Source organism: Pseudomonas sp. NPDC087185, assembly GCF_044744955.1.
GTDB lineage: Bacteria > Pseudomonadota > Gammaproteobacteria > Pseudomonadales > Pseudomonadaceae > Aquipseudomonas.
In genome coordinates this window covers 245,111-270,125 of sequence record NZ_JBIUZK010000009.1, presented here as the reverse complement: position 1 = coordinate 270,125, position 25,015 = coordinate 245,111, and the positions used below count along the sequence as shown (strand labels likewise).

Sequence of the window (25,015 nt, the reverse complement as noted above, 5' to 3'; positions counted from 1 at the left end):
GAGAATCGTTATGATTATCACAACTGGTCGCGAGACTGGTTGGATAACCTGAAAGCCCCTGGTTCGGACTCTCAGATTATCTCCTCATCAGGCTAATCACGGTTATTGACCCGGCTTTTTGCCGGGTCTTTTTTTGCCTCAAATTTGGCGAGGGCCTTATTTGCGCAGTTGGGCGCAGTAATCCTGCTCGGGCATCGCCGCCGTGTACCACACATAGTCCGCCATCCCCGCCTCGACCTGCTCGCCGACTTCGGCCAGCAACAGCACCCTGGTCTGGCCTGTCGCGCCCAGGTCGGACAGGTGCAATGGCACACCGAGGTCCTTGCGTGCGTGGTACGCGCCGGTGAACAGCAAAGCCGGTTGCGGCGCGGCCAGAAGACGCTCGGCGATACGTCGGTCACGCTGTTGCTGAACGGCGAGCATGGCCGGCAATAGGCTTTCGGGCAGCAAATTGCAGTGCCCTGCCCTGACCTGTTCGAGTAATGCCGCCTTGACCGCTGGCGCATTCGATTGCACCCCCGACAAGGGTTTCGGGTTCCGATAGGTTTGGCGCATTTCGCTCGACGACACGTTGGCGGCCAGCAGGGGAACATGGCTGCGCAATGCTTCACTGACGATTGGCCCATACAGCTGCCAGTCCCACCCCTCCTGCCAGGCCAGTGCCTTGGGCAAGTCCTGCGGTAGCCGCGCCTGGCTTTCGAGCGCATCCACGCGTGGTTGCTGCTCAGGTTGCAACATCTCCAGCAGCAGGCTGCCCTGCGCACGCTGAACCTGCAAGGCGCGCATCAACCACAGTTGCAGCGCGTGATGATCGGGGTTGTCATGTTTTTCGCCGACCAGCACGCGCGGTGCGGCAGCCAACTGCTGGACCAACTGTTCAGGCGTCATGACCTGGCCGCTGGCCAAATCGTGGATTTGCCCAAGTTCTGCGCTGTCACGCCCCTCGCTGCTCTGCCAGGCAGGTAGCGGCGCCAAGCTGGCCTGACAGCCCCCCAGCACCAGTACCAGGCACAACGAGCTTGCAGACAGCAATGGACGGCGCATCGGCAATGCCTCCTAACGGGTGATGATCAGCGGATGACCGCGCTCGGGGTGAGCCTGTACCAGTACATCGATGCCAAATACCGCCTTCAATGCCCCGGGCGTCAGCACGTCCTGGGGCGATGCAAGGGCATGGCAGCGGCCCTGTTCGAGCAACAGGATACGATCACAGTAGCGCGCCGCCAGGTTCAGGTCATGCAGGATCACCAGGACGGCCGCTCCACGATCGGCAAAACTGCGCACGGCCTGCAGCGTGGTGTGCTGGTGCAGTGGATCAAGCATCGAGGTCGGCTCGTCGAGCAGCAACGTGGTGCCCTGCTCGCCCGGCCATAACTGCGCCAGCACCCGTGCCAGGTGCACCCGTTGCCGCTCACCGCCCGACAAGGCCAGGTAGCTGCGCCCCACCAGGTGCCAGGCATCCGCCGCACGCAGGGCCGCCTCGACGATCTCGGCGTCACGCACCTGGCCGCTGCCGTGCGGCATGCGCCCCATGCCGACCACTTCCTCGACCCTGAACGAAAACCCCAGGCTCGACACTTGCGGCAATACTGCCAGCCGCCTGGCCCGCTCCTGCCCCGCCCAGTCCGCCAGTGGCTGGCCCTGCAGCGTCACCCGCCCCTGCCCCGGCGCCAGCTCGCCACACAACACGCCCAGCAGGCTGCTCTTGCCCGCACCATTGGGGCCGAGCACACCCATCACCTGGCCCGGGTGCAACTGCAAGTGGATGTCATGCAGCACTTCATTGCTCCCGCGCCGCAGGTGCAGGCCCTCGACTTGCAACATCAACTGCGCCCTCGAATCAGCAGAACCAGGAAAAACGGCGCACCAATAAATGCCGTGACGATGCCGATCGGCAGTTCGGCGGGTGCCAGCGCCAAGCGCGCCACCAGGTCGGCGAACAGCATCAGCACACCGCCGGCCAGCAACGATGCGGGCAACACCACGCGGTGGTCAGGCCCCGCCAGCAAGCGCACCAGGTGGGGGACCACCAAGCCGATGAAGCCGATCAAGCCCGCTGCCGCCACGGCTGCCCCGACACCCAACGCGGTGCAGAACACCAGTTCGCGCTTGAGCCGTTCCACCTCGATGCCCAGGTGCCGCGCTTCGGACTCGCCCAACAGCAATGCATTCAGTGCCCGCGCCCGGCGTGGCAACCACAGCGCCACGCCGGCGGCCACTAGCAGTAGCGGCCACAGCCGGTCGTAGCTGGCGCCATTGAGGCTGCCCAGGTTCCAGAAGGTCAGCGTGCGCAGGGCGGCGTCATCGGCCAGGTACGAAAACAGCCCCACTGCCGCGCCACCCAGCGCGGTCATTGCAACGCCAGCCAGCAGCATCGTGGCCACGTTGGTCTGGCCGTCACGCCGCCCCAGGCGATAGACCAGTGCTGTCACCCCCAGCCCACCGGCAAAGGCGCACACCGACAACAGATAAGGCGCGAGCGCCTCTGGCATTCCGCCAAACCAACTGCCGCCGACGATAGCGACCGCAGCGCCCATCGCGGCACCGGCGGCGACCCCGACCAGGCCGGGGTCGGCAAGCGGGTTGCGAAACAACCCTTGCATGGCCACGCCGGACAGCGCCAGCACCGCGCCAACCGCCAGCCCCAGCAAGGTGCGCGGCAGGCGGATCTGGCCGAGGATCATTTCGGCCTGCTGCAGGCCGTCGCCGGCGATCGGCAGCCCCAGCAGGCGCAGGCCAGCGCGCAAGGTATCGAACAGCGGCAGGCTGACCGGCCCCAGGGCAAGCGACAACCAGACCGCCAACAGGCACAGCAGGCTCAGACCGATGATCAGGGTACGTGGCTGGACGCGCTGTTTCATTGCGTGAGGCTGACCTTCGCAGCCGGGTAAAACGCCGCCGCCAGGTCTTGCAGGGCCACCGGCAAGCGTGGGCCCAGGCCGCCGACCAGCAGGGTCGGGTCAAGCGACAGCAGGCGCTTGTCGCGCGCCGCTCGGGAGGTGGCCAGGGCCGGGTTTTCCTTGAGCAATGCCTGCACGGCCTGGTCACCGATCAAGGCGCGGTCGGAGACCACCACCACATCCGGGTCCAGCGCCGCCAACGCTTCATTGGAGAAGTTCTTGTAACCCTGATGCTGCGCCAGGTTACGCGCCCCGGCCTGACGCAACAGCCAGTCACCGGCGGTGCCCTGCCCGGCAATCAAGGGTTTGGCGCCAGCATGGCCGACCAACAACAGCACGCCTGGCACCTTGTGGTTGGCCTGGGCCTGCTTGATCTGTGCCTGCAATGCGTCGAGCTGCTGGTGATAATCCGCAGCCAGTTGCGCCGCCTTTTGCTCGGAGCCCAGCAGCGTGCCCAGCTGTTTGAGGTTCTCATCGACAGCTGCCAACTCGGCCTTGCTGGAGAACAGTTCGACCCGAACGCCTGCGTTGCGGATTTGCGCCAGCACCGGCGGCGGGCCCATTTCCTCAGTTCCCACCAGCACATCCGGGCGCAGGCTGAGGATGCCCTCGGCCGACAACTGCCGCTGATAACCGATGCTCGGCAACGCCTTCAAAGACTCAGGGTGCTGGCTGGTGGTATCGACCCCTACCAGGCGTGGCTCGCCACCCAGCGCACTGATCCACTCACTCAAGGCACCGCCGGCGCTGACCCAGCGCTGTGGCAATTCGGCGGCCAACGCCTGGGTGGAAACAACGAGGGCTGCGCACAGGGTGAGCAAGGCGGCAGGACGACGCATCATCGAATTCCTTCTGAAGACGGGCCACACGCCTTGTGGCGAGCGGCATAACTGCGCACCATGGACGGCCGGGCGCAGCGAACGCGGGCAATTTGATAATTATTCGCATTGAAGCGTCAAGCCATCACTTGTTTCACGAGTCGTCCCTGCAATGCACTTTCTATGTACTTCCGCAGCCCTGGCCGAGGGCCACAGCCGCGCCTTCAGCGTAGCCGGCATCGAACTGTTCGGCGTGCGTCGCCAGGGCGTGCTGCACCTGTACCGCAACCGCTGCCCGCACCGGGGCATCCCCTTGAACTGGCAGGCGCATGCGTTTCTGGACGAAAGCGCCAGCCTGATCCACTGCGCCCATCACGGCGCGCTGTTCCTGATCGAAAGCGGCGAATGCGTGGCCGGCCCCTGCGAGGGTGAAGCCTTGCAGCCCCTGGCCTGCCTGGAAGACAGCCAGGGAGTGTGGTTCAAGGGTTGAGCAGCACCGGCAATGGGCGGTCGATGACGATGTGCTCGGCATCCAGGCGCGCGCCATAGGCCAGCACCTCGACCCCATCCGCCACGGCGGCGCGCAGTGCCTTGGCATAAGCCGCATCGATCTCTTCGGCCGGGCGCACGGCTTCGATGCCGGTGAGATTCACGCAGTACAACTGTACGGCGCGAATACCTTGCCGGGCCAGCGTGGCCAGCTCCCGCAGGTGTTTGGCACCGCGCTGCGTGACGGCATCCGGAAAGGCTGCCACAGCCGTGTCCGGGTAGCCCAGGGTCACGCTCTTGACCTCGACAAAGGCCGGCCCTTCAGCGAACTGCAGGCAAAAGTCCACGCGGCTGCCTTCTTCGCCGTAGGCCACTTCGCGCTTGAGCGCAGTGAAGCCCGCCAGCTCGTGGATCACCCCAGCGCGCAGCGCTTCTTCGACCAGCGCGTTGGCCCGCCCTGTATTGACACACGCCAGGCGCCCTTGAGGTGTCTCGCTGATTTCCCAGGTGCCCGGCAGCTTGCGCTTGGGGTCGTTGGAGCGGCTGAACCAGACCTGCCCACCCTCGCGCATGCAATTGAGCATGGAGCCGGTGTTGGGGCAGTGGATGGTCAACTGCTCGCCGTTGGCCAGTTCGATGTCCGCCAGAAAACGCTTGTAACGGCGCAGCAGGCGCCCTTGCTCGAGTAAAGGAAAGAACATCATCTACGCCTGCCAACTCCGCAAACCACGGGCAATGCGCCGTACCGCCTCTTCCAGGCGCGGCAGGCTCTGGGTGTAGGCGAAACGCACATGATGGCTGGCCAGGTGGCGACCGAAGTCCAGGCCTGGGGTGAAAGCCACGTGCTCGGTTTCCAGGAAATGCCGGCAGAAGGCGAAGGCATCACCGCCAAAAGCGCTGATGTCGGCATATAGATAGAACGCACCCTGTGGCTCCACGGCAATACGGAAACCCAGTTCGCGCAGGGCCGGCAACAGGTAGTCGCGGCGGCGGGCAAACTCGGCGCGGCGCGTTTCGAAAATCGCCAGGGTCTCTGGCTGGAAGCACGCCAGCGCAGCGTGCTGGGCCATGCTCGGAGCACTGATGTAGAGGTTTTGCGCCAGCTTCTCCAGGTCGGCCACGGCGTCGGGCGGGGCCACCAGCCAGCCAAGGCGCCAACCGGTCATGCCGAAATACTTGGAAAAACTATTCAGGACGAACGCCGCATCGTCCACTTCCAAGACGCTCGGTGCATCCATGCCGTAGGTCAGCCCGTGGTAGATCTCATCCACCACCAGGTGGCCATTGCGCTGGCGGGTCGCCGTGGACAGGCTGGCCAGCTCATCGCGATCGAGCACGGTGCCCGTCGGGTTGGCAGGCGAAGCGACCAACGCACCGACCGTGTCCTGATCCCAGTAGCGGTCGACCAGGTCGGCCGTCAGCTGGTAGTTCACCTCAGGCCCCACCGGCACCAGTTGTGCCCCGCCCTCGACCAGGCGCAGGAAGTGGCGGTTGCACGGGTAGCCCGGGTCCGCCAGCAGCCAGTGCTTGCCCGGGTCGACCAGCAGGCTGCTGGCTAACAGCAGTGCGCCAGAGCCACCTGGGGTGATGAGGATGCGTTCAGGGTCGACCGCCACGCCATAGCGCTGATCATAGAAGCCCGCGATCGCCTCGCGCAGCGCCGGCAGGCCGCGCGCGGCGGTATAACGGGTATGCCCGGCAGCCAGTGCGGCCTGTCCGGCCTCGACGATCGGCGCGGCGGTGGTGAAGTCAGGCTCGCCGATTTCCAGGTGGATCACGTCGTGCCCGGCCGCCTGCAGTTCGTTGGCCCGCGCCAGCAATGCCATGACGTGAAAGGGTTCGATGGCGCGGCTGCGCGCACTGTAGGGGTGGGCCATGACCTTCTCTCAATTGGGTCTAAACTGGTGATTCTACCTCTGCGCGGCACCGAACGTACGCTTCGCGGCGCTGTCAACACGTAGGATCGGGCGGGGTAGCGCACCCCCGATCTATCTGGTAAGTTCGGCGGCTCGCAGTCGCAGGGCCGGCGGGTGCCGGAGATGGAGCATCCTGCGCATTGGATCAGATGAGTGAGAGGCGGTCTATTCATGTCCACCGTAGAAAAGCAAAAAACCAATCAGACCATGTACGGTGTAGAGCCCTATAAAGAGACCAAGGGCGAAGAGTACATGGGCGAGCCCATGCGCAAGCATTTCGTCAAGCTTCTGGGGGCCTGGAAGCTTGAACTGATGACCAGCGTGGACCAGACCGTAACGCACATGAAGGACGAAGCGGCCAACTTCCCCGACCCGGCCGACCGCGCCAGCCAGGAAGAAGAATTCGCCCTGGAACTGCGCAACCGTGACCGTGAGCGCAAGTTGATCAAGAAGATCGACAAGACCCTGCAGAAGATCCAGGACGAAGAGTACGGCTGGTGCGACTCCTGCGGCATCGAGATCGGCCTGCGTCGACTTGAAGCCCGTCCCACTGCGGACCTGTGCTTCGACTGCAAGGAAATCGCGGAGAAGAAGGAAAAGACAGTCGGCAAAGGCTGACCCTTCTTCCATCCTGACGGGGCGCATCATGCGCCCCGTTTCATTTTCAGACGCACTACGGCCCATGAACGACTCCCGCTACATCGGACGCTTCGCCCCCACCCCCAGCGGCTTCCTGCACTTCGGCTCGCTGGTCGCCGCCCTCGCCTCCTGGCTCGATGCCCGCGCCGTGGATGGCCGCTGGCTGCTGCGCATGGAAGACACCGACCCGCCCCGGGAAATGCCCGGCGCCCGCGATGCCATCCTGCAGACCTTGGAACGTTACGGGCTGGAGTGGGATGGCGAGGTGGTGTTCCAAAGCCAGCGCCACGACGCCTACGCCGCGGTAGTGGACCGCTTGTTCAATATGGGCCTGGCCTACGCCTGCACCTGCTCACGCAAGCAGCTGGAAAGCCACAACGGTATTTACCCAGGGTTTTGCCGCAATGCCGGGCATGCTCGCGAAGGCGCGGCAATCCGCCTGCGGGTGCCCGAGCTGATCTACCGCTTCAACGACCGGGTGCAGGGCGCGTATGAACAGCACCTGGGACGGGACGTGGGTGACTTCGTCATCCAGCGCCGGGACGGGCTGTATGCGTACCAGCTGGCAGTGGTGCTGGATGATGCCTGGCAAGGGGTTACCGATATCGTGCGCGGCGCCGACCTGCTCGACAATACGCCGCGCCAGCTCTACCTGCAGGAGCTGCTGGGTTTTTCCCAGCCGCGCTACCTGCATATACCGCTGATCATCCAGCCGGATGGGCACAAGCTGGGTAAATCGTACCGTTCACCGCCGCTTGAGGCCGATCAGGCGACGCCGTTGCTGTTGCGGGCGTTACGCGCGCTGGGCCAGGAAACCGAGCCGCAATGGTTGCTGGCGACGCCGGCTGAAGTGCTGGCCGTGGCGCGCCAGCAGTGGCAGCCGGGGGCGATTGCGCAGCGCACGACAGTGCCCGAGGCCGATTTGCATTGAGGCCAGCAATGGCAACCACCGCAAAAACAAAAGCCCAACAATTTCAAACCCTTGGCTAACACTACCGATTCCCGCTAGCATCGCCCCCGCCATTTGCGCCAATAATAAGTCCAAGCCCGCAGCGCCCAACCATCGAGGCCAGCATGTACATCTATCGTTTGGTCCTGCTTCTGGTCGTGGGGATCTACCTGTTCTCCCCGGCCATCATGGACTGGTGGATCGAACCGACCGGTGCCTGGTACCGCCCCTACCTGCTCTGGCTGATCCTGATCGTCGTCACCTTCATCCTGCAGAGCCAACGAGATGCCGATGAGCTTTAGCCTGACCCAGATGATCCTGATCAGCGCCGCGTACCTGATGGTGCTGTTCGGTGTGGCCTGGATCAGCGAGCGTGGGCTGATCCCGCGTTCGATCATTCGCCACCCACTCACCTACACCCTGTCGCTCGGCGTGTATGCCAGTGCCTGGGCTTTTTATGGCTCGGTGGGGCTTGCCTATCAATATGGTTACGGCTTCCTTGCCTGTTACCTGGGGGTGTCCGGAGCCTTCCTGCTGGCCCCGGTGCTGCTGTACCCGATCCTCAAGATCACCCGCACTTACCAGCTGTCGTCGCTGGCCGACCTGCTGGCCTTCCGCTTTCGCAGCACCTGGGCCGGCGCACTGACTACCATCTTCATGCTGATCGGCGTGCTGCCCTTGCTCGCCCTGCAAATCCAGGCGGTGGCCGACTCGATCAGCATCCTCACCGGCGAGCCGGTCAAGGCCCGGGTGGCCTTTGCCTTCTGTACGCTGATCATCCTGTTCACCATCTTCTTCGGCTCGCGCCACATCGCCACGCGGGAGAAGCATGAAGGCCTGGTGTTCGCCATCGCCTTCGAATCGGTAATCAAGCTGCTGTCGCTCGGCGGCATCGGCCTTTATGCCCTGTATGGCGTTTTTGGCGGCCCGCACGGCCTGGAAGTATGGCTGCTGCAGAACCAGACCGCCCTGGCGGCGCTGCACACCCCGCTTCAGGAAGGCCCATGGCGCACCCTGCTGCTGGTGTTCTTCGCCTCGGCCATTGTCATGCCGCACATGTACCACATGGCCTTCACCGAAAACCTCAACCCGCGCTCGCTGGTCAGCGCCAGCTGGGGCCTGCCGCTGTTCCTGCTGCTGATGAGCCTGGCCGTGCCGCTGGTGCTGTGGGCCGGCCTGCGCCTGGGCGCCAGCACCAACCCCGAGTACTTCACCCTGGGGCTGGGCATTGCGGCCAACAACGAAGCGCTGGCACTGCTGGCCTATGTCGGCGGGCTGTCGGCCGCCAGCGGGCTGATCATCGTCACCACCCTGGCGCTGTCGGGCATGGCGCTCAACCACCTGGTGCTGCCGCTGTACCAGCCGCCGGCTGAAGGCAACATCTATCGCTGGCTGAAATGGACCCGCCGGGCGCTGATCGTCGCCATCATCACCGCCGGGTTCATGTTCTACCTGACCCAGAACAACCACCAGAGCCTGGCCAACCTGGGCATCGTCGCCTTCGTCGCCACCTTGCAGTTCCTGCCTGGCGTACTGTCGGTGCTGTACTGGCCGACCGCCAACCGCCGCGGCTTCATCGCAGGCCTGCTGGCCGGGATCCTGGTGTGGATGGTGACCATGCTGCTGCCGCTGCTGGGCAACCTGCAGGGCTTCTACATTCCGCTGCTGGACATGATCTATGTGCTCGACGACACCAGCTGGCACATGGCGGCGATCGCTTCGCTGGCCGCCAACGTGCTGTTGTTCACACTCATTTCGTTGTTCACCAACGCCAGCAGCGAAGAAGTCAGCGCCGCCGAGGCCTGTGCAGTGGACAACGTGCGCCGCCCGCAACGCCGCGAACTGCATGCCGCCTCGCCGCAGGAATTCGCCACCCAGCTGGCCAAGCCGCTGGGCGCAAAGGCCGCGCAGAAAGAAGTCGAGCAGGCCCTGCGTGATCTTTACCTGCCGTTCGACGAGCGCCGCCCCTATGCCTTGCGCCGTCTGCGCGACCGCATCGAGGCCAACCTCTCGGGCCTGATGGGGCCGAGCGTGGCCCAGGACATGGTCGAGACCTTCCTGCCGTACAAGTCCGGTAACGAAAACTACGTTACCGAAGACATCCACTTCATAGAAAGCCGCCTGGAAGACTACCACTCGCGCCTCACCGGCCTTGCCGCCGAGCTCGATGCCTTGCGCCGCTACCACCGCCAGACCCTGCAGGAGCTGCCCATGGGCGTCTGCTCGCTGGCCAAGGACCAGGAAATCCTGATGTGGAACAAGGCCATGGAGGAGCTGACCGGAATTGCCGCGAAACACGTGGTCGGCTCACGCCTGGTGACCATCGGCGAACCGTGGCGCGGCCTGTTGCAGGGCTTCATCGACGTGCCCGACGAGCACTTGCACAAGCAACGCCTGGCGCTGGACGGCCAGCCGCGCTGGCTGAACCTGCACAAGGCGGCGATCGACGAGCCATTGGCCCCCGGCAACAGCGGCCTGGTGCTGCTGGTCGAGGACCTCACCGAAACCCAGGCCCTGGAAGACAAGCTGGTGCACTCCGAGCGCCTGGCCAGTATCGGCCGCCTGGCTGCGGGCGTGGCCCACGAGATCGGCAACCCGATTACCGGCATCGCCTGCCTGGCGCAAAACCTGCGCGAAGAACGCGAGGGCGATGGCGAGATCACCGAGCTGTCGAGCCAGATCCTCGAGCAGACCAAACGGGTGTCGCGCATCGTCCAGTCGCTGATGAGCTTCGCCCACGCCGGCGGCAGCCACCAGAATAGCGAGGAGCCGGTATGCCTGGCCGAAGTGGCGCAGGATGCCATCGGTCTGCTGGCGTTGAACCGGCGCAATTTCGAAGTACAGTTCTTCAACCTCTGCGACCCGGAGCACTGGGCCGATGGGGATCCGCAGCGCCTGGCCCAGGTGCTGATCAACCTGCTCTCCAACGCCCGCGATGCCTCGCCGCCCGGCAGCGCGGTACGGGTGCGCAGCGAAGCGAACGAACACACCGTCGACCTGATCGTCGAGGACGAGGGCAGCGGGATACCGAAAAACATCATGGACCGCCTGTTCGAACCCTTCTTCACCACCAAGGATCCGGGCGAAGGAACCGGACTGGGGCTCGCTCTGGTCTATTCCATCGTGGAAGAGCATTATGGGCAAATCACCATCGACAGCCCGGCCGACATCGAACGGCAACGTGGCACACGGATCCGCGTGACCCTGCCCCGGCATGTCGTAGCGACGTCCCCTGAAATTCGAGACCGTCGAGAGAATTGAATCAATGCCGCATATTCTGATCGTCGAAGACGAAACCATCATCCGCTCGGCCTTGCGCCGCCTGCTCGAACGGAACCAGTACCAGGTCAGCGAAGCCGGCTCGGTGCAGGAAGCCCAGGAACGCTTCAGCATTGCCACCTTCGACCTGATTGTCAGTGACTTGCGCCTGCCCGGCGCGCCTGGCACCGAGCTGATCAAGCTCGGCCAGGGCACTCCGGTGCTGATCATGACCAGTTATGCCAGCCTGCGCTCGGCGGTGGACTCGATGAAAATGGGCGCGGTGGACTACATCGCCAAACCGTTCGACCACGACGAGATGCTCCAGGCCGTGGCCCGCATCCTGCGCGACCGGCAGAACGCCCCGGCACCTGCGCCGGTTGCCGAAGCCCGCGGCAACGGCAAGGCCGCGCCAGCCGACAAGGCCGCACCGGCGTCGGCCAACGGCGAGATCGGCATCATCGGCTCATGCCCACCGATGCAGGACATGTACAGCAAGATCCGCAAGGTGGCGCCCACCGATTCCAACGTGCTCATCCAGGGTGAGTCGGGCACCGGTAAAGAGCTGGTCGCACGCGCCTTGCACAACCTGTCGCGGCGCGCAAAGGCACCGATGATCTCGGTGAACTGCGCGGCCATTCCCGAAACCCTGATCGAGTCGGAACTGTTCGGCCACGAAAAAGGCGCGTTCACCGGTGCCAGCGCCGGGCGTGCCGGCCTGGTGGAAGCCGCGGACGGCGGCACGCTGTTCCTCGACGAGATCGGCGAACTGCCGCTGGAAGCCCAGGCCAGGCTGCTGCGGGTGCTACAGGAAGGTGAAATCCGCCGGGTGGGATCGGTACAGTCGCAAAAAGTCGATGTGCGCCTGATCGCCGCGACCCACCGAGACTTGAAGAACCTGGCCAAGGCCGGGCAATTTCGCGAAGACCTTTATTACCGCCTGCATGTGATTGCCCTGAAGTTGCCAGCCCTGCGCGAGCGTGGCAGCGACGTCAACGAGATCGCCAGTGCCTTCCTCGCCCGCCAAAGCGCGCGCATCGGCCGTGACGACCTGCACTTCTCGGCCGAGGCCGAGCAAGCCATCCGTCATTACAGCTGGCCGGGTAACGTGCGCGAACTGGAAAACGCAGTGGAGCGCGCGGTGATTCTCAGCGAGAGCGCGGAAATTTCCGCCGAGCTGCTGGGCATCGACATCGAGCTGAGCGACCTGGATGACGATGACCTGCTCGACAATGCCCTGGTCGCGGCAGGCGCCAACAATGCCAGCCACGAGCCGACCGAGGACCTGTCACTGGAAGATTACTTCCAGCACTTCGTGCTCGAGCACCAGGACCACATGACCGAGACCGAGCTGGCGCGCAAGCTCGGAGTCAGCCGCAAGTGCCTGTGGGAGCGCCGTCAGCGCCTGGGTATCCCGCGGCGCAAGAGCAACGCGACCAGCGAGTAACCCTGCGCATTGGGCCCCTGGCCTTTCCTGCCGCTTCGTGGCGGTTCGGCCCCCGGTAAACCCGCTCCACCCAGGTACACCCCTGCCCTCACGTACAGTGGCAGCCCTGGGGGAGCGGGTTTACCTGCGAAAGGGCCGGTGAATTCCCCACACGGCCCGCAGGTAACACATCAGTTCCCGCAAAAATCTGTTACCCACCCTGCCCAGACGTAACAGTTGCCGAGGTGTACGGTAACGAAACCCCTGCTTTTTTACCCTGCCAGATGCTGCCCGTTTCGCCGAAACCCCCGGTTTCATTGGGTTTCTAAAAGTTGGCACGCCATCTGCTATATGCTTAGTACAAGAACAATAACAAGCACTGCAACTCATAATAAGAACAAGACGAAACGGCTCACGCACAATAAAAACAAGACGGCGGAGGCGCAGCTAACTGATTCTTTTGGAGAGGATGCGTGTTTGGGGCTTGCCCCACGACCAGGCAGAGAACAACAAAAACTGCACTAAAAAGCAGCGCCTGAACTGGTTGGATCGAAGGATCAACGTGACATCAGCGGCCAAAGCAATCCGTTTGCTCTTTACCCCTGGATTAGGGGTCGTCCACAAGCTTTGAGATTTGTGGGCAGGGCACTCAACAAAAACAAGAAGCCCGGCAAAAAAACAATAAGAGCACGCAACGACTTCTTGGGGAGCTTAGGCTCCCCTTGTCGTTTCTCCCTTCCAGCAGACCATCCTGCTACCGCCTACACCATTCCCCGAGTAAATGCTAGAATCCCCGCCCATCATGCGGCCATTCTCCTATTCTTGGCCGAACATTCCTTCACACAGTGCATCCCATGCTGAAGAAGCTGTTCCAGTCTTTCCGCCCTCCCGTAGCGGGCCAGCACCACAAGCGCACCACGCCTGAGGTGATCAACAAGAGCCAACATTCGCTGCAGCGCCACCAGTTCAGCCGCCATGCGGTGAACATCGTCGAGCGCCTGCAAAGCGCGGGCTACCAGGCCTACCTGGTCGGCGGCTGTGTCCGCGACCTGATGCTGGGCATCACGCCCAAGGACTTCGACGTCGCCACCAGCGCAACCCCTGAACAGGTTCGTGCCGAATTCCGCAATGCGCGCATCATCGGCCGCCGCTTCAAGCTGGTCCACGTGCATTTCGGCCGCGAGATCATCGAAGTCGCCACCTTCCGCGCCCACCATTCGGACGATGACCAGGGTGATGCCCACCGTTCGTCGCACAATGCCAGTGGTCGCATTCTGCGCGACAACGTGTACGGCACGCTGGAAGAAGACGCGCAACGCCGCGACTTCACCATCAACGCCCTGTACTACGACCCGGTCAGCGAGCGCATTCTCGATTACGCCAACGGCGTACACGACATCCGCAACCGCCTGCTGCGCCTGATCGGCGACCCGACCCACCGCTATCAGGAAGACCCCGTGCGCATGCTGCGCGCGGTGCGCTTTGCCGCCAAGCTCGATTTTGGCATCGAGAAGCACACCTTCCAGCCGATCCGCAGCCTGGCCCCGCTGCTGCGCGAAATCCCGCCAGCGCGCCTGTTCGAGGAATGCCTCAAGTTGTTCCTCAGCGGCCAGGGTGCCATGGCCTTCGAGATGCTGGTCGACCTGGAGTTGTTCGAACCGTTGTTCCCGGCCAGTGCGCACGCCCTGGAAGAACGACCGACCTACACCCACACCCTGATCAGCCAGGCGCTGAACAACACCGACCTGCGCGTCAAGCAAGGCAAGCCGGTGACCCCGGCCTTCCTGTTCGCCGCCCTGCTCTGGCCAGCCCTGCCAAGCCGTGTGCTGCACCTGCAGAACCAAGGTGTGCCGCCGATCCCGGCCATGAATGGCGCAGCCCATGACCTGATCGCCGAACAGTGCGCACGCATCGCCATTCCGAAGCGTTTCACCCTGCCTATCCGCGAGATCTGGGACATGCAGGAGCGCCTACCGCGCCGCAGTGGCAAACGCGCCGACCTGCTGCTCGACAACCCGCGCTTCCGCGCCGGTTATGATTTCCTGCTGTTGCGCGAGAGTGCCGGCGAGGAAACCGACGACCTCGGCCAGTGGTGGACCGACTATCAGGACGCCAACGAAAGCGAACGCCGCGAGATGATCCGCGAACTGGGCAGCCGCGATGAAGGCGCCGGTGCCGGCCCGCGTAAACGCAAGCGCAGCGCCAGCAAGCGCAAACGCAGCGGCGACGAGGCGTTCGAGTGACCACTCGCGCCTACATCGGCCTGGGCAGCAACCTTGATGCCCCCGCCGAGCAACTGGCCAGTGCCCTGCAGGCGCTGGGCCAGGTCGAAGGCAGCCGCCTGGCGGCAGCCTCGGCCTTGTACACCAGCGATTCCCTGCTGCCCGGCCAACCGCGCTACACCAATGCCGTCGCCGCCCTGGACACCACACTCGAACCCCTGGCCCTGCTCGACGCCCTGCAGGCCATCGAGAATGGCCAGGGCCGCGTGCGCAAGGAACGCTGGGGCCCGCGCACCCTCGACCTGGATATCCTGCTGTTCGGCGACCAGGTCATCGATGTGCCGCGCCTGCAGGTGCCGCATTACCACATGCACGCCCGCCCCTTCGTGCTGTACCCGCTGGCCGAGCTGGTGGCCGACGACTTTCACCTGGCCGATGGCCGCCCCCTCGCGCAACTGCTCGAAGCCTGCCCATTCGTCGGGCTGGAACGTCTGTAGCCCGGGCGTTTCGTACCCTTCTACAAAGGCGGTAACGCCAGTAACACCCTGTTAGTAACATTGCGGTAACAGGGTGATTGACTTCCCCTACCTCGCTCACGACTATAGGCGTCCCGTGTGGCACCAAAGTGCCGCATACCCGTATTTAGGCCCGGACGGACCTGTGCCCGAACATCACGCGCGATGATGTGCCGCTCCGGAAGATGACTACACGCGTTGTTTGCAGTCGTTTTTCACAGCGCCTGAACGAGGATTTTCCTGCATGCCTGAAGTAACCCTGACCACCCTTCATGGCCTCAAGGCCAAGGGTGAAAAGATCACCATGCTGACCTGCTACGACGCGACCTTCGCCAAGGCCGCCAGCCAGGCCGGTGTCGACGTGCTACTGGTCGGCGACTCGCTGGGCATGGTCTTGCAAGGCCATGACAGCACGCTGCCGGTCACCACCGCAGAAATGGCCTACCACACCGCCTGTGTGAAGCGCGGCAACGATGGCGCACTGATTCTCGCCGACCTGCCGTTCATGGCCCACGCAACGCCCGAGCAGGCCTTTGCCAACTGCGCCACGCTGATGCAGGCCGGCGCCCACATGATCAAGCTCGAAGGCGCCGCCTGGCTGGCCGAAACCATCCGCCTGCTGGCCGAACGTGGCGTGCCGGTATGCGCGCACATGGGGCTGACCCCGCAAACCGTCAACGTGCTTGGCGGCTATAAAGTGCAAGGGCGCCAGGAAGCGCAAGCGCGGCAGATGCGCGCCGACGCCATTGCCCTGGAACAGGCCGGCGCGGCCATGCTGCTGCTTGAGTGCGTGCCCAGCGAACTGGCGGCCGAAATCACCCAGGCCGTGAGCATCCCGGTGATTGGCATTGGTGCCGGCAGCGCCACTGATGGCCAGGTACTGGTGCTGCACGACATGCTTGGGCTGTCGCTGAGCGGCCGGGTACCGAAGTTCGTGAAGAACTTCATGCAGGGCCAGCCGGACATCGCCAGCGCCCTCGCGGCCTACGTGAAGGCCGTCAAAGACGTCAGTTTCCCAGCGAGCGAGCACGGATTCAGCGCATGAACACAGTCAAAACCGTCCGTGAACTGCGTGCCGCCGTCGCGCGCGCCCGTGGCGAAGGCAAGCGGATCGCTTTCGTCCCGACCATGGGCAACCTCCACAGCGGCCACGCCGCATTGGTGACCAAGGCAGCCCAGCGCGCCGACTTCGTCGTTGCCAGCATCTTCGTCAACCCGCTGCAGTTTGGCGCCAACGAAGACCTCGACAAGTACCCGCGCACCCTCGCCGCCGACCAGGAGCGCCTGCTCCAGGCCGGCTGCAACCTGCTGTTCGCCCCCACTGTTGAAGAGATGTACCCCGACGGCATGGCGGTGCAGACCCGCGTCAGCGTGCCGAACCTCTCCGAAGGCCTGTGTGGCGCCAGCCGCCCGGGGCATTTCGAGGGTGTGGCGACCGTGGTCAACAAGCTGTTCAACATGGTCCAGCCGGACCTCGCGGTGTTTGGCGAAAAGGATTACCAGCAATTGGCGGTGATCCGTGCCATGGTGCGTGACCTGAACATGCCAATCCAGATCATCGGCGAGCCGACCGTGCGCGCCGAGGATGGCCTGGCGCTGTCGTCACGCAATGGTTACCTGACCACCGAACAGCGTGCCAGCGCGCCTGTGGTGTACCGCACGCTCAAGCACATCGGCGAAGCCATCGGCCGTGGCCAGTGCGATTACGCCACGCTGGTCGCCGAGGGCCAGGCGCTGCTGACAGCCGCCGGGTTGCGTCCGGACTACCTGGAAGTGCGTCATGCACTGACGCTGCGCCCGGCAATGATCGATGACCGGGACCTGGTCATTCTGGTTGCCGCCTACCTCGGTAATACCCGTTTGATCGACAACCTCTACCTGCATCTGGACGAAAAGACCGCGTGACGGTCCGGGGGCTGCCTTGCGGCCCCCAAAATCCCCTCCCCGCCCCCATTCCCTGCTTCAAACCATTGCCTATAATGATGGCCAGCCTGAACCCGGCAATCACTGCCCTGTCCAAGCACCACCACGCATTAAGGAATTCTGCGCAATGGCGTATTACCGTACACCCCACGATGTTACGGCCCTGCCTGCCTGGCAGGCCCTTCAGCAGCACCGCGACGCCATGCAAACGTTCAGCATGCGCGAAGCGTTCGCCGCCGACGCCAAGCGCTTCGATCAGTTCTCCCTGAGCAGCTGCGGCCTGTTCCTCGACTATTCGAAAAACCTGATCAACGAAGAGACCCGCAACCTGCTGGTGAACCTGGCCGAACAAGTCGGCCTGCAGGATGCGATCAAGTCGATGTTCAGCGGTGAGATCATCAATGGCTCGGAAGGCCGCCCGGTGCTGCACACCGCCCTGCGCCGCCCGGTGGGCGACAAGCTGAGTGTCAACGGTGTCAACGTGATGCCGGACGTGCACAAGGTGCTCAACCAGATCACCGAGCTGGTCGGGCGCATTCACGACGGCCTGTGGCGCGGCTACAGCGAAAAGCCGATCACCGACGTGGTCAACATCGGCATCGGTGGCTCGTTCCTCGGCCCCGAGCTGGTCTCCGAAGCGCTGCTGCCCTACGCGCAGCGTGGCGTGCGTTGCCATTACCTGGCGAACATCGACGGCAGTGAATTCCATGAGCTTTCGGCCAGCCTGCGCGCCGAAACCACCCTGTTCATCGTGTCGTCCAAGTCGTTCAACACCCTCGAGACCCTGAAGAACGCCATGGCCGCACGTACCTGGTACCTGGCCCAGGGCGGTTCGGAAGCCGAGCTGTATCGCCACTTCATCGCCGTCTCCAGCAACAAGGCCGCCGCCGTGGCCTTTGGTATTCGCGAAGAGAACATCTTCCCGATGTGGGACTGGGTGGGTGGCCGTTATTCGCTGTGGTCGGCCATCGGCCTGCCGATCGCGCTGGCCATCGGCACCGCCAACTTCAAGGAGCTGCTGTCGGGCGCCTACACCATGGACCAGCACTTCCAGACCGCGCCGTTCGACAAGAACATGCCGGTGCTGCTGGCCCTGCTGGGCGTGTGGTATGGCAACTTCTGGGGCGCGCGCAGCCACGCGATCCTGCCGTACGACCACTACCTGCGCAACATCACCAAGCACCTGCAGCAGCTGGACATGGAGTCCAACGGCAAGAGCGTACTGACCGACGGTACGCCGGTGAAGACCGATACCGGCCCGGTGATCTGGGGTGGCGTGGGCTGCAACGGCCAGCATGCCTACCACCAGTTGCTGCACCAGGGCACCCAACTGATCCCGGCGGACTTCATCGTCCCGGTGGTGAGCTTCAACCCGGTGGCCGACCACCATCAGTGGCTTTACGCCAACTGCCTGTCCCAGAGCCAGGCGCTGATGCTCGGCAAGACCCGCGAAGAGGCCGAGGCCGAATTGCGCCAGAAAGGCCTGAACGAAGCGGACATCGAGAAGCTCGCCCCGCACAAGGTGATCCCGGGCAACCGCCCGAGCAACACCCTGGTGGTCGAGCGCATCAGCCCGCGTCGCCTTGGCGCACTGGTAGCGATGTACGAACACAAGGTCTTCGTGCAAAGCGTCATCTGGGGTATCAACGCCTTCGACCAGTGGGGCGTGGAGCTTGGCAAGGAGCTGGGCAAGGGCGTCTACCAGCGCATCGTCGGTAGCCTGGAAGACAGCGCCGAAGATGGCTCGACCCAGGGCCTGATCAACTACTTCCGCGGCCGTCACCGCGGTTGATGGCACCGGGGCCGTCAGCGGCCCCACCTCGGCAAACACACCCTCGCACCAGCCTATTCCAGGCTGGCCTGCGCTGTAACATCTCGTTAAGGTGCGCCTTGGCCGCCCGTCAGCCAACTGACCACACACAGGGTTCACCATCAAGGTGGGCCCTTTGTCTCTCAAGGCCAGGCGAACCCTGCCTGACTACACTTGTCCATCGAATAGCCGTTGCAGTCCATCGCCCCGCCAAGCGCAAAGGACCCCCTGCCATGTTCGATATCCGTAACTATCCCCAAGCCCTCGCCGTCAGCCAGGCCGCCACGCTTTGCGCGGACGACTACCACCGCCTCTACCGCCAGTCGGTCGATGATCCCGACACCTTCTGGGCTGAACAGGCCAAGCGCCTGGACTGGATCAAGCCGTGGTCCAGTGTGCAACAGTGCGACCTCAAAACCGGCAAGGCGCGCTGGTTCGACGGTGCGCAGCTCAACGTCAGCTACAACTGCATCGACCGCCACCTGGCTGAGCGCGGCGAGCAGACCGCTCTGCTGTGGGAGGGCGACGACCCCAAAGATTCAAGGCCCATCAGCTACCGCGAGCTGCACCGCCAGGTCTGCCGCCTGGCCAATGCCCTTAAGGCACGCGGGGTAAAAAAAGGCGATCGGGTGTGCATCTACATGCCGATGATCCCCGAAGCCGCCTACGCCATGCTCGCCTGCACGCGTATCGGCGCCATCCATTCAGTAGTATTCGGCGGCTTTTCCCCGGATGCCCTGCGCGACCGCATTCTGGACGCCGACTGCCGCACCGTGATCACCGCCGATGAGGGCGTGCGCGGCGGCAAACGCATCCCGCTCAAGCAGAACGTCGACAAGGCGTTGGCCAGTTGCCCGGACGTCAGTAGCGTGCTCGTGGTGCGCCGCACCGGTGGCGACGTGGCCTGGAGCGAAGGCCGTGACCTCTGGTATGACCACGCCACCGAAGAAGCCGGCGACGACTGCCCGCCCGAACCGATGGAAGCCGAAGACCCGCTGTTCATCCTTTATACCTCCGGCAGCACCGGCAAACCCAAAGGGGTGCTGCACACCACCGCCGGTTACCTGTTGCAGGCCACCCTGACCTTCAAGGTGGTGTTCGACTACCGCGACGGCGAGGTGTTCTGGTGCACCGCCGACGTCGGCTGGGTAACCGGCCACAGTTACATCGTCTATGGCCCGCTGGCCAATGGGGCGATTTCACTGATGTTCGAGGGCGTGCCGAACTACCCGGACACCTCCCGCTTCTGGCAGGTGGTGGACAAGCACCAGGTGAACATTTTCTACACCGCCCCCACCGCACTGCGCGCGCTGATGCGCGAAGGTTCCGGGCCATTGCAGAGTACCTCGCGCAAGAGCCTGCGCCTGCTCGGCAGCGTAGGTGAGCCGATCAACCCGGAAGCCTGGGAATGGTACTTCGAGGAGGTCGGGCAAAAACGCTGCCCCATCGTCGACACCTGGTGGCAGACCGAAACCGGCGGCATCATGCTCACCCCGCTGCCCGGCACACAAAAGCTCAAGCCCGGCTGCGCGACCCAGCCCATGTTCGGCGTTCAACCGGTGCTGCTGGATGAACAAGGCAAGCTGATCGAAGGCCCAGGCGCCGGCCTGCTGGCGATCAAGGCCAGCTGGCCCGGACAGATCCGCAGCGTCTACGGTGACCACCAGCGTATGGTCGACACCTATTTCAAACCGATGCCCGGCTATTACTTCACCGGCGACGGTGCCCGCCGCGATGCCGATGGCGATTACTGGATAACCGGCCGCATCGATGATGTGATCAACGTCTCCGGCCACCGTATCGGCACCGCCGAGGTGGAAAGCGCGCTGGTGCTGCACGACAGCGTCGCCGAAGCGGCGGTGGTCGGTTACCCGCATGACCTCAAGGGCCAGGGCGTATATGCCTTTGTCACGACCATGAACGGGGTGACCGCAGACGATGCGCTCAAGGCCGAACTGCTGGCATTAGTCAGCAAGGAGATCGGCAGCTTTGCCAAGCCCGAGCTGATCCAATGGGCACCGGCCTTGCCCAAGACCCGCTCGGGCAAGATCATGCGGCGTATACTGCGCAAGATCGCCTGCAACGAGCTCGACAACCTGGGTGATACCTCGACCCTGGCCGACCCGAGCGTGGTGCAGGGGCTGATCGACAAACGCCTCAATCAATAGCCGGCGGCACCTGTTCATGGCCGCCCAGAATACAGGTCGCCATGGAAGCCCTACGCCGTCGCATCGAAACCCAGGTCATGAGCCTCACCGGGCTGGCCCTCGGCCAGCTCGACCTGGAATCCCCCAAGGGTGACCCCGGCCTGTTCGGCCCGCACAGCATGAGCTGGCGGGTTCATGGCGACTTCCCCAGCATGCTGGTCGGCGGCATCAGCGCGCTGATGCTGCAGGTGTTGCACCCTCTGGCCCTGGCAGGCGTATGGGACCACTCCAACTTTCGCCAGGACCTGCTAGGCCGCCTGCGCCGCACCAGCCAGTTCATCTCCGGCACCACCTTCGGCTCGACCCGCGACGCCGAGTGGCTCATCGAAAAAGTCCGCACCATTCACCTGCAGGTGACCGGCACCGCGCTGGACGGCCGCCCCTATGCCGCCAGCGATCCCGACCTGCTGACCTGGGTACACGTGGCTGAAGTGAGCAGCTTCTTGGCTGCCCACCTGCGCTACCGTGACCCGCAGCTGTCGCGCACCGATCAGGACGCCTACTACGACGAAATCGCCCTGATCGCCGAGCGCCTCGGTGCCCGCGACGTACCGCGCTCGTGCCAGCAGGTCGAGGACTACCTGCAACGCATGCGCCCACAGCTGCAATGCGACGCACGCAGCCTGGAAGTGGTCCGCATTCTGCTCGACGCGCCGGCACCGAGCCGCCTCGCTGAACCGGTCGGCAAGCTCATGCTCAAAGCAGGCGTCGACCTGCTGCCGGGCTGGGCCCAAGGCATGCTCGGCCTGCACCACGGCCCGTTGCAGCAGCGCATGATCCGCCTGGGGCTCACCCGCACGGCACCGGTGTTGCGCTGGGCCATGCGTGACGGTTCGGCGCATCGGGCCAAGCGGCGCATGGGCATGGAGTGAGGGCAAATGATCGCCGCAGCGGAACCGATTTAACCTGCCATACTCCAAGCACTCCGGCTTAGACAGACGAAGCGACACATGTACAAAGGATTGACTCGCGCCCTCGGCGCCCTGCTGGCTCTCGTGGCCCTCTATAGCCTGCTTGGCTTCCTCATTCTTCCAGGTGTCGCCCTGCGCATCGCCAACCAGCAGCTGGCGCACTATGCCACCGTGCCGGCGCAGCTGCAGCGTATCGAGCTCAACCCGTTCAGCCTGGAACTCACGCTGTGGGGCCTGCAGATCGGCGAGCCGGGCAAGGAGCAGGTCGGCTTCGATCGGCTGTACGCCAACCTGGCGCTGGACAGCCTGTGGACCCAGGCGCTGCACATCACCGCCGTGGAGCTCGACAAACCGCGCAACGAAGTGCTGTTCGCCAAAGACGGTACGCTCAACCTGCCCCAACTGTTCAAGCTGCCGCCCAGTGAAGCCAAGCCCGACGAGCCGCCCAGCGACCCGTTCCCACTGCGCATTGGCAGTATCAAGCTCAATAGCGGCTACCTGCACTTCGAGGATCAACGCCCGAGCGAACCCATCGTCTTCCTGTACGACGACATGAACCTGGAGCTCAAGAACCTCAGTACCCTGCCGGACGACAATGCCGACATGACCCTGGTGGCGAACGGCCCCAATGGCGGGCGCATCGACTGGAGCGGCACCTTGAGCCTGGCCCCGATCGCCTCGCAAGGTACGCTGAAGGTCACCGACGGCAAGATGAAGGCGTTCTGGCCCTACGTGCGCGATGCCGTGCCGTTGGTGCTGGAAGAGGGGGTGGTCAACCTCGACACCCACTACACGCTGAACCTGTCCAAAACCACTGAACTGCTGCTCGACAACACCTCAGTGCGTGTCGCGCCGTTCGCCATCAAGGCGCCGGACGGTCGCCAGTTGGCGCGCCTGGCCAGCCTGGAAGTCAGCGAAACCTCCATCGACCTGGCCAAGCAGCTGGTCACCGTCGGCAAGATCCGCAGCGAAAAACTGGAAACCTGGGCTGCACTGGAGCAAGACGGCCAACTTGATTGGCAGAAACTGTTCGCCAGCCAACCGGCCAAGGCCACGCCGAAGGAGAAGGAAGCGCCGGCAGCCGCCGAGCCCACGCCTGAAGAGAAGGCCGCCAAGGAGCCGGGCAAGCCCTGGCAGGTGCTGGTCAAGGACGTGCAGCTGCGCAACTATCAAGTGCACCTGGCCGACCGCAGCCAGAAAGAGCCAGTCGCGTTGGATGTCGGCCCGCTGAACCTGGACCTACAGGGCTTCGACAGCCTCAACCAGTCGCCCTTCACCCTCAAGCTCGACACCGGTATCGGCAAGCAGGGCAAGCTGCAAGCTGCCGGTGAGGTCAACCTGGCGCCGGTCACTGCCAAACTCGATGTCAGCACCCGCGACATCGACCTGCGTATCGCCCAGGCGTACATCAGCCCGTTCATCCGCCTGGAACTGCGCAGTGGCATGCTCGCCAGCGACCTCAAGGTCGACCTGAAAAGCACGGAGCCACTGGCCTTCAGCGTGGCTGGCAAGGCGCAGGTCAACCAGTTGCATACCCTGGACACCATCAAGGACCGCGACTTCGTCAAATGGCAGCAGGTGAATGTGGACGGCCTGGCCTACGTGCACGGCGATGCCCTGTCGATCGACAAGGTGACCCTGCTGCAGCCCTATGCCCGCTTCATCATCAACGAAGACCGCACCACCAACGTCGATGACCTGCTGATCCCGCAACCTGCCGGTACACCTGCTGCGAGCCAAGCCAAGCCGGCCAGTCCCTCCAGCAGCAAGCCGCTGGGCATCCGCATCGGCCAGATCAGCATCAACGATGGTTCGGCAAACTTCGCCGACCTGACCCTGACGCCCAACTTCGCCACGGCGGTGCAGCAGCTCAATGGCCAGATCGGCACCATCGACAACCGCAAGCCGGCACCGGCCAAGGTGGATATCAAAGGCAAAGTCGACCGTTACGCACCGGTCACCATCAAAGGTGCGCTTAACCCGTTCAACCCGATGGCCAGCCTGGATATCGCCACCAGCTTCAAGCGTGTCGAGCTGACCACCCTGACGCCCTATTCCGGCAAATTCGCCGGGTTTCGCATCCGCAAGGGCCGCCTCAACCTCGACTTGCACTACCTGATCACCAACGGCCAGCTGAAAGCCGAGAACAAGGTGGTGGTCGAGCAGTTGCAGCTGGGTGAAAAGGTCGACAGCCCGGACGCCGTCGACTTGCCGATCCGCTTGGCGGTCGCGCTGCTGAAGGACACCGAAGGCAAGATCTCGATCGAGCTGCCGGTCACTGGCGATCTCAACAACCCGCAGTTCAGCGTCATGCCGATCGTCTGGCAGACCCTGCGCAACCTGGTGCTGCGTGCAGCGCAGGCGCCGTTCAAGTTCATCGGCGGGCTGATTACCGGCGGCGGCTCGGAAGACCTGGGCAACGTCTCGTTCGCGGCAGGTTCAAGCGAGCTCAGCGGCGATGCGCAGTCGGCCCTGGACAAGCTTGCATCGGCCCTCAAGGAGCGCCCTGAACTGCGCCTGGAAATCGAGGGCACCAGCGCCCAGGGCAGCGATGGGCCGCTGATTGCGCAGCAGCGCCTGGAGCGTGAATACCAGGCGACCTGGTACAAGATTCTGCAGCGCCGTGGCGACAAGGTGCCGGCCAATGCCTCGATGCTGGTGGTCGACGACGATGACAAGCCGGCCATGCTCGAAGGCATCTACCGTACCCGCCTAAAGCAGCAGCCGCCGGCCGAGTGGCAACAGCTGAGCCGCGACGAGCGCACCACCAAGCTGCGCGAGGCAGTGATCAAATCGTGGGCAGAGAGTGCTGCGTTGCTGCGCACCCTAGGCCAGGAGCGGGCCAGCAGTATCAAGGATTACCTGGTCGAGAAAGGCAAGCTGGAAGATGACCGGGTGTATTTCATCGATACCACGCTGGGCCAGGCGGAAAAAGATGGCCGGGTGATTACCCCGATGCACCTGGACGCTGAGTGAATCCGTTAGGGCCTGTTCGCGGGTAAACCCGCGAAGAGGCCAGTACAGTCAATACA

Annotated in this window: 20 protein-coding genes; 14 read left to right on the top strand and 6 right to left on the bottom strand. The window is 63.9% G+C overall.

Annotation, left to right across the window (positions count from 1 at the left end):
• Window positions 1-156 precede the first annotated feature (156 nt).
• Genes ACIPIJ_RS26480 through ACIPIJ_RS26465 form a run of 4 tightly spaced genes read right to left on the bottom strand, consistent with a single transcriptional unit; the run spans window position 157 to window position 3,742 of the window.
• Window positions 157-1,044, bottom strand: a complete 888-nt coding sequence (locus ACIPIJ_RS26480; RefSeq protein WP_401082570.1) for a ChaN family lipoprotein — start codon at window positions 1,042-1,044, stop codon at window positions 157-159.
• Window positions 1,045-1,056: 12 nt separating this feature from the next.
• Window positions 1,057-1,824: a heme ABC transporter ATP-binding protein gene (locus ACIPIJ_RS26475; protein WP_401082567.1), complete on the bottom strand. Its 768-nt coding sequence runs from the start codon at window positions 1,822-1,824 to the stop codon at window positions 1,057-1,059.
• Window positions 1,824-2,807 (bottom strand): FecCD family ABC transporter permease, encoded by a 984-nt coding sequence (locus ACIPIJ_RS26470; RefSeq protein ID WP_401082608.1) that lies wholly within the window; start codon window positions 2,805-2,807, stop codon window positions 1,824-1,826. Before ACIPIJ_RS26470 ends, ACIPIJ_RS26475 begins: the two co-directional genes overlap by 1 nt.
• A gap of 50 nt (window positions 2,808-2,857) precedes the next feature.
• Window positions 2,858-3,742 (bottom strand): hemin ABC transporter substrate-binding protein, encoded by an 885-nt coding sequence (locus tag ACIPIJ_RS26465; RefSeq protein ID WP_401082564.1) that lies wholly within the window; start codon window positions 3,740-3,742, stop codon window positions 2,858-2,860.
• A gap of 148 nt (window positions 3,743-3,890) precedes the next feature.
• Here ACIPIJ_RS26465 and ACIPIJ_RS26460 point away from each other — a divergent pair, with 148 nt between their 5' ends.
• Entirely contained in the window at window positions 3,891-4,208 is a 318-nt protein-coding gene (locus ACIPIJ_RS26460; protein WP_401082561.1) for a Rieske (2Fe-2S) protein, read from the top strand.
• On the opposite strand, the gene sfsA is transcribed toward ACIPIJ_RS26460, so the two are convergent.
• Complete coding sequence (sfsA, locus tag ACIPIJ_RS26455; protein WP_401082558.1) at window positions 4,198-4,911, bottom strand: DNA/RNA nuclease SfsA; 714 nt, start codon at window positions 4,909-4,911, stop codon at window positions 4,198-4,200. The genes ACIPIJ_RS26460 and sfsA overlap by 11 nt on opposite strands.
• Window positions 4,912-6,084, bottom strand: a complete 1,173-nt coding sequence (locus ACIPIJ_RS26450; protein ID WP_401082555.1) for a pyridoxal phosphate-dependent aminotransferase — start codon at window positions 6,082-6,084, stop codon at window positions 4,912-4,914. It abuts the gene before it with no gap.
• 210 nt (window positions 6,085-6,294) lie between these two features.
• Between ACIPIJ_RS26450 and dksA the strand changes: the two genes are divergently transcribed.
• The 13 genes from dksA to ACIPIJ_RS26385 all read left to right on the top strand — a co-directional run bounded on the left by dksA (window position 6,295) and on the right by ACIPIJ_RS26385 (window position 24,959).
• Entirely contained in the window at window positions 6,295-6,741 is a 447-nt protein-coding gene (gene dksA / locus ACIPIJ_RS26445) for an RNA polymerase-binding protein DksA (protein ID WP_401082553.1), read from the top strand.
• Between the two features lie 64 nt (window positions 6,742-6,805).
• Entirely contained in the window at window positions 6,806-7,693 is an 888-nt protein-coding gene (gene gluQRS / locus ACIPIJ_RS26440) for a tRNA glutamyl-Q(34) synthetase GluQRS (RefSeq protein WP_401082550.1), read from the top strand.
• A 143-nt stretch (window positions 7,694-7,836) separates the two neighbouring features.
• Window positions 7,837-8,013 carry a hypothetical protein gene (locus tag ACIPIJ_RS26435; protein WP_003250005.1) on the top strand — a complete coding sequence of 59 codons (177 nt, stop codon included), beginning with the start codon at window positions 7,837-7,839 and terminating at the stop codon, window positions 8,011-8,013.
• Window positions 7,997-10,972, top strand: coding sequence for a sensor histidine kinase (locus ACIPIJ_RS26430; protein WP_401082547.1), 2,976 nt, complete (start codon window positions 7,997-7,999; stop codon window positions 10,970-10,972). The genes ACIPIJ_RS26435 and ACIPIJ_RS26430 overlap by 17 nt, the downstream gene beginning before the upstream one ends.
• A 4-nt stretch (window positions 10,973-10,976) precedes the next feature.
• The gene (locus ACIPIJ_RS26425; protein ID WP_401082544.1) at window positions 10,977-12,416 is read left to right on the top strand and encodes a sigma-54-dependent transcriptional regulator; all 1,440 of its coding nucleotides are present in this window, start codon (window positions 10,977-10,979) and stop codon (window positions 12,414-12,416) included.
• A gap of 833 nt (window positions 12,417-13,249) precedes the next feature.
• Window positions 13,250-14,638, top strand: coding sequence for a polynucleotide adenylyltransferase PcnB (locus tag ACIPIJ_RS26420; RefSeq protein WP_401082541.1), 1,389 nt, complete (start codon window positions 13,250-13,252; stop codon window positions 14,636-14,638).
• Window positions 14,635-15,114, top strand: coding sequence for a 2-amino-4-hydroxy-6-hydroxymethyldihydropteridine diphosphokinase (gene folK / locus ACIPIJ_RS26415; protein WP_401082538.1), 480 nt, complete (start codon window positions 14,635-14,637; stop codon window positions 15,112-15,114). Before ACIPIJ_RS26420 ends, folK begins: the two co-directional genes overlap by 4 nt.
• A 262-nt stretch (window positions 15,115-15,376) precedes the next feature.
• The gene (gene panB, locus ACIPIJ_RS26410; protein WP_401082536.1) at window positions 15,377-16,177 is read left to right on the top strand and encodes a 3-methyl-2-oxobutanoate hydroxymethyltransferase; all 801 of its coding nucleotides are present in this window, start codon (window positions 15,377-15,379) and stop codon (window positions 16,175-16,177) included.
• Window positions 16,174-17,037: a pantoate--beta-alanine ligase gene (gene panC, locus ACIPIJ_RS26405; protein ID WP_401082533.1), complete on the top strand. Its 864-nt coding sequence runs from the start codon at window positions 16,174-16,176 to the stop codon at window positions 17,035-17,037. Before panB ends, panC begins: the two co-directional genes overlap by 4 nt.
• A 145-nt stretch (window positions 17,038-17,182) precedes the next feature.
• A complete protein-coding gene (pgi, locus tag ACIPIJ_RS26400; protein WP_401082530.1) occupies window positions 17,183-18,847 on the top strand; it encodes a glucose-6-phosphate isomerase in 1,665 nt (554 codons plus the stop codon).
• Between the two features lie 251 nt (window positions 18,848-19,098).
• Window positions 19,099-21,033, top strand: a complete 1,935-nt coding sequence (gene acs / locus ACIPIJ_RS26395) for an acetate--CoA ligase (RefSeq protein WP_401082527.1) — start codon at window positions 19,099-19,101, stop codon at window positions 21,031-21,033.
• 41 nt (window positions 21,034-21,074) lie between these two features.
• Window positions 21,075-21,944: an oxygenase MpaB family protein gene (locus ACIPIJ_RS26390; RefSeq protein ID WP_401082524.1), complete on the top strand. Its 870-nt coding sequence runs from the start codon at window positions 21,075-21,077 to the stop codon at window positions 21,942-21,944.
• A gap of 78 nt (window positions 21,945-22,022) precedes the next feature.
• Complete coding sequence (locus tag ACIPIJ_RS26385) at window positions 22,023-24,959, top strand: DUF748 domain-containing protein (protein ID WP_401082521.1); 2,937 nt, start codon at window positions 22,023-22,025, stop codon at window positions 24,957-24,959.
• The last annotated feature ends 56 nt before the right edge of the window (window positions 24,960-25,015 follow it).

Coding starts and splice junctions, on each gene's coding strand:
- ACIPIJ_RS26480 (WP_401082570.1), bottom strand. CDS start 1,044: ATGCGCCGTCCATTGCTGTCTGCAAGCTCGTTGTGCCTGGTACTGGTG.
- ACIPIJ_RS26475 (WP_401082567.1), bottom strand. CDS start 1,824: ATGTTGCAAGTCGAGGGCCTGCACCTGCGGCGCGGGAGCAATGAAGTG.
- ACIPIJ_RS26465 (WP_401082564.1), bottom strand. CDS start 3,742: ATGATGCGTCGTCCTGCCGCCTTGCTCACCCTGTGCGCAGCCCTCGTT.
- ACIPIJ_RS26460 (WP_401082561.1), top strand. CDS start 3,891: ATGCACTTTCTATGTACTTCCGCAGCCCTGGCCGAGGGCCACAGCCGC.
- sfsA (WP_401082558.1), bottom strand. CDS start 4,911: ATGATGTTCTTTCCTTTACTCGAGCAAGGGCGCCTGCTGCGCCGTTAC.
- ACIPIJ_RS26450 (WP_401082555.1), bottom strand. CDS start 6,084: ATGGCCCACCCCTACAGTGCGCGCAGCCGCGCCATCGAACCCTTTCAC.
- dksA (WP_401082553.1), top strand. CDS start 6,295: ATGTCCACCGTAGAAAAGCAAAAAACCAATCAGACCATGTACGGTGTA.
- gluQRS (WP_401082550.1), top strand. CDS start 6,806: ATGAACGACTCCCGCTACATCGGACGCTTCGCCCCCACCCCCAGCGGC.
- ACIPIJ_RS26435 (WP_003250005.1), top strand. CDS start 7,837: ATGTACATCTATCGTTTGGTCCTGCTTCTGGTCGTGGGGATCTACCTG.
- ACIPIJ_RS26430 (WP_401082547.1), top strand. CDS start 7,997: ATGCCGATGAGCTTTAGCCTGACCCAGATGATCCTGATCAGCGCCGCG.
- ACIPIJ_RS26425 (WP_401082544.1), top strand. CDS start 10,977: ATGCCGCATATTCTGATCGTCGAAGACGAAACCATCATCCGCTCGGCC.
- ACIPIJ_RS26420 (WP_401082541.1), top strand. CDS start 13,250: ATGCTGAAGAAGCTGTTCCAGTCTTTCCGCCCTCCCGTAGCGGGCCAG.
- panB (WP_401082536.1), top strand. CDS start 15,377: ATGCCTGAAGTAACCCTGACCACCCTTCATGGCCTCAAGGCCAAGGGT.
- panC (WP_401082533.1), top strand. CDS start 16,174: ATGAACACAGTCAAAACCGTCCGTGAACTGCGTGCCGCCGTCGCGCGC.
- pgi (WP_401082530.1), top strand. CDS start 17,183: ATGGCGTATTACCGTACACCCCACGATGTTACGGCCCTGCCTGCCTGG.
- acs (WP_401082527.1), top strand. CDS start 19,099: ATGTTCGATATCCGTAACTATCCCCAAGCCCTCGCCGTCAGCCAGGCC.
- ACIPIJ_RS26390 (WP_401082524.1), top strand. CDS start 21,075: ATGGAAGCCCTACGCCGTCGCATCGAAACCCAGGTCATGAGCCTCACC.
- ACIPIJ_RS26385 (WP_401082521.1), top strand. CDS start 22,023: ATGTACAAAGGATTGACTCGCGCCCTCGGCGCCCTGCTGGCTCTCGTG.